This window comes from Psychroflexus sp. MES1-P1E, assembly GCF_002836055.1.
GTDB lineage: Bacteria > Bacteroidota > Bacteroidia > Flavobacteriales > Flavobacteriaceae > Psychroflexus.
In genome coordinates this window covers 1-4,700 of sequence record NZ_PJBS01000176.1, presented here as the reverse complement: position 1 = coordinate 4,700, position 4,700 = coordinate 1, and the positions used below count along the sequence as shown (strand labels likewise).

General features: G+C 34.7%; 2 protein-coding genes. Both read left to right on the top strand.

Annotated features, from left to right (window positions below; all coding sequences use genetic code 11):
* The first annotated feature begins 606 nt into the window (after nt 1-606).
* On the top strand, nt 607-4,062 hold the full coding sequence (locus CXF67_RS08115) for a choice-of-anchor I family protein (RefSeq protein WP_102088303.1): 3,456 nt from the start codon (nt 607-609) through the stop codon (nt 4,060-4,062).
* 241 nt (nt 4,063-4,303) lie between these two features.
* Nucleotides 4,304-4,618 (top strand): hypothetical protein, encoded by a 315-nt coding sequence (locus tag CXF67_RS08110; protein WP_145990406.1) that lies wholly within the window; start codon nt 4,304-4,306, stop codon nt 4,616-4,618.
* Nucleotides 4,619-4,700: the final 82 nt, after the last annotated feature.

The following is a 4,700-nucleotide window of genomic DNA, read 5'->3' as shown; positions in this document are numbered from 1 at the left end:
GCTAAAAAGATACTAATTGATTAAAATGATATGACGTATTCTGGACAAGTAAGAGTTACTGTGATTCGAGAAACTAGAGCAGTGAATATAGCGAAGTAATAAATAAGCAATTCATATATTATAAAGCCATAACTTTAATTAGTTGTGGCTTTTTTTTTAATCTTGTTTCCTATTTATAATCTCATATAAACAATAGTATTATTTGTTTTGAGTTTGTAGTATAGTTGAATACCTGTGATTAAGCCAAACTGTCTTGAGTATCCTAGGGTTCGTATAAGTCTGATTATTTTTTTCATTTCTCTTTATAATGTCTTGTCCTGAAATACGGCTACAGGTTAAAATTGATTTAGGCTGTTTATAAATATATCATATTAGGTGTTTTATAGTCTAGAGATAGGTATAATCTTATTTCGTTGTATAATTCTTCCATTCAATAACTTAACGCAACAAATCTAAATTTATAGATTTGTTATTATGGTATGTAAAAAAAGCACCTTATTAAAGGTGTTTTTTCTTTTACAATACATTAATCTACAGCTAACACCCTACTGTTTAACAAGTAGTAATTTTACTTGATAAAAAATTAATCCAACAAAAAAAAATCCAATGAAAAACTATTACTTCAAAAAAGTCAAGGCTTTAGCTATGATTTTTTTTATGTGTTTTGGTACAACTTTAATTGCCCAAAATTTTGAATTACAATTGCTACACTATGCCGAAGTTGACGGCAACGAGGAGAGTGCTCTTGATGCAGTAGACGAGTTCTCTGCTTTAGTAGATTTTATGTCTACTTCCCATCCAGATAACGCTGCTGCTTATAATATTGCAGAAACTGATGCTGATCAAGATACTAGAATTAGTATGGCTCAGATAAATCTGCAGATTACAGAAATATTTTCAGGACAATCAGGAACAGATTTAACTGAAGATTGGTTCGAAATCCTTAATGCGGGAGATGTCGCTTGGGTATCAGGTGTGGATGACGACTTATATTATGATGATGAATCAGCAGATGCAACCACTGCCGACCTCGTTCAAGGAATTACAGATATTCAACCAGGAGAACGCGTTATTGTATTGATTACAGATAATACTGCAGGAGATGTAGATGCATTCAATTTGGTATGGAGTGAAGTTGTTGATTTAACAGGAATTGAAATTGGATTCACTGACGGTTCTGGTCTTGGTGGAGGTGTAGATGCTGTGACTTTATGGCAAGGAGACCCAATGACAACAGATCCAATTGCAACTGGGTCTTATCCAGATACAGCAACTAACGACGGACAGTCTTATGATTTGGAATTGGCAGAATTTAGTTCAGTTGGTAATTCAAGTTTTGCTGTTGAAACTTTAGCGCTAGGAGGAAGTGCCAGTGATGTTCCAAATATAGGTTCACCAGGTAATGTGCCACCAGCCGCACCGAATTTAGTAATTACAGAAATTTTCTCTGGTCAGGAAGGCGATGATTTAACTGCAGATTGGTTTGTGATTTATAATGCAGGTACGGTTGCTTGGACGTTTGGTTTAAATGACAATTTATATTACGATGATGAATCAGCAGATGCAAGTGCCGCAGACCTAATTCAAGGTATTTCGGTTATTCCCCCAGGTGGATATGCCATTGTTTTAATTACCGACAATACAGGAGGAGAAGTTAATACCTTTATTACAGTTTGGAGTGAAGTTCTAGATTTTACTGGTGTAGAAGTTGGTTACTCTGATGGTGCAGGCCTGGGTGGAGGTGGTGATGCGGTTAACATTTGGTCAGGAGATCCAACATTGTCTATGCCAATTGGTACGGCTTCTTATCCAGATACAGCTGCTAATGATGGACAAACTTACGATGTGCAACTCAGTGCCTTTAGTACAGTTGGAAATGCCAATAATGCTGTAGCAACAAACGCTTTAGGTGGAGATTTAATGGATGTTCCAAATATTGGTTCGCCAGGAAATGCTATTGCAACAGGAACTTCAGTTGAGGTTGAATTTACTGAGGTTTATAATTCTGTAATGGAAAACGAAGGAAGTATCACTTTAACAGTTTCAATTTCTGAAACACCAACAACAGATGTTACTGTAAATTTAGATGTAATGGTTGGAGGTACTGCGGTTGAAGGAACCGATTTTACTTTAGCCTCTGCTCAAACACTAGCATTCCTTTCAGGAAGTACAGATAGTCAAACTATAACAATTCCTGTTTTGGATAATACTGAAGATGGAAGCGACTTATATTTTATGGTGAATCTTCAAAATCCTGTAGGAGTTTTAATAGGAAGTGAATCAGAATTTTCAGTTTATATTTTAGATGATGATACGGTTGTGCCAACAGAAAATACATCAGTTTTAGATGCTAATTATCTTACAAGCTATTTGGTTGATGAAAGTGGAACAGCTGAAATTACAGCCTATGACCCAACGTCTCAAAGATTATTTGTTACAAATAGTTCTAGTATCGAGATTTTAGATTTTTCAGACCCAAGTAACATTTCATCAATATCATCTATAAGCTTGCCTGCAAATACAGGTGGTGTGCAAAGTGTTGCGGTAAGTAATGGTATGTTTGCTGCAGCAATTTCTGCAAATCCATCAACAGATCCAGGTTTTGTAATGTTTTCTGATACTGATGGTAATAATCAGGCTATCGTTACAGTAGGAGCATTACCAGATATGATAGCTTTTACACCAGATGGCACAAAATTATTATCTGCTAATGAAGGAGAGCCAAATAGCGATTATAGCATTGACCCAGAAGGAAGTATTTCAATTATTGATGTTACAGGCGGTTTGGCAGGCATAGACCAAAGTGATGTAACAACATTAAACTTTAATGCTTTTGATTCTCAATTGGCAACATTATTGGCAGATGGTGTTAGAATTTTTGGACCTAGCGCAACAGTTTCTCAAGATTTAGAGCCTGAGTACATTGCAGTTTCAGACGATAACTTAATGGCTTACGTAGCGCTTCAAGAAAACAATGCATTAGCTACTTTAGATTTAACCACAAACACCATTGTAAGTGTGTCTTCTTTTGGTTTGAAGGATCACAGTATGGTAAACAATTCCTTAGATACAAGTGACGAAACAGATTTTGTATTTAATGCATCTTGGCCTATTTATGGAATGTACATGCCAGATGCTATAGATTATTTTAATGTTAGCGGAACAAGCTATATTATTACAGCAAACGAAGGTGATGCTAGAGAATATAACGGATTTGAAGAAGAACGCAAGTTGGGTGATAGCGATTATGTCTTAGACCCAACAATTTTCAGCGATGCAGATATACTTGCTATAGACACCAATTTAGGTGACATTGGAATTACAAATGCCTCTGGCAACACGGATGGTGATGCTGAGTATGAAGAAATTCATGTATTTGGCGGTCGTTCTTTCAGTATATTTAATGCTAGTACGGGAAATATCGTTTCAGACAGTGGTAATGATTTCGAAGTGATTACAGCAGCTCATCCAACATATGGAGCTATTTTTAATGCAAGTAGTAGTAATAACAGTTTTAAAAATAGAAGTGATAATAAAGGCCCGGAACCAGAAGGTGTTCTGGTAAAAGAAATAGACGGCTCTTATTATGCATTTATATTATTAGAACGTGTAGGAGGTGTTATGATTTATGACGTTACTGTGCCGTCTGCACCAGTGTTTCTTCAGTATCTTAATAGTAGAGATGCCGTTGCAGGAGGAACTGAAGGTGGTGATTTAGGACCAGAAGGTATTGTGTTTGTCGATAAAAACGATAGTCCAACAGGAACTGCCTTACTCGTTGTATCTAACGAAGTGAGTGCTACATTATCTATCTATTCTTTAGATAATGTAACCTTAGGTTTAGAGGAATATAATTATAATAAAAACTTTAGTATGTTCCCAAATCCTGCGAATACGAAAGTGAATTTAAGTAAAGCGGATGATTATAAGCTTTACGATTTCTCTGGTCGTATGGTTAAGCAGGTTAAAAATTCTTCATTTATTAATGTTGAAGGTTTAGCACCCGGAATATACATTGTTAACAATTCCAAAGGGCTTTCTAAAAAGCTATTGGTAAAATAAAATCACAATTTTATAAGCTTAAGCCTCATCAATTGATGAGGCTTTTTTATTTTTAATATTAGAATTATTTTTAATCTTTTGATCATATAAAATACTGAGATTATAGTAAATTTCCAGTAGATTTCATTAAACACGAATAAATGAAAAAAAAATATTGTTCTATTGCTAGTTCCTTTATTCATGGCTTTTCAATGTTAAGGTGATGATCCGGCTCCTTTCGATAAACTCGAAACAACCGGTTTTGGGTCGATGGGAAATTTCTAATGAAGTAATGAATGGATTTATATCTGATATGTTACCAAAGTTTTGCGAATTTTTGGAATTTGACACTGACGAAAACAAGAGAGATTATAAAGGCTTTTTAACCTATATTGGTTCACAGGGTTTGATAAACAGTGGTTCATTTATAGTGGACATAACCAATCTGATGATATTCTTTACTGATAATGATGAATTTATTTTTGAATTCTCAGAAGGTGATTCTCAAGAAAATTTTATTGTTGACTTCACAAAAGATGGAACAAATTATACACAGACTTGTGTAAAACTAGAATAAAAAACAAAGCACAACAAAGTACTTTGGTAAAAAACAAGTAAAAATGCATTAACTTTTCACTAAAGTACTTCTATAGGTATCC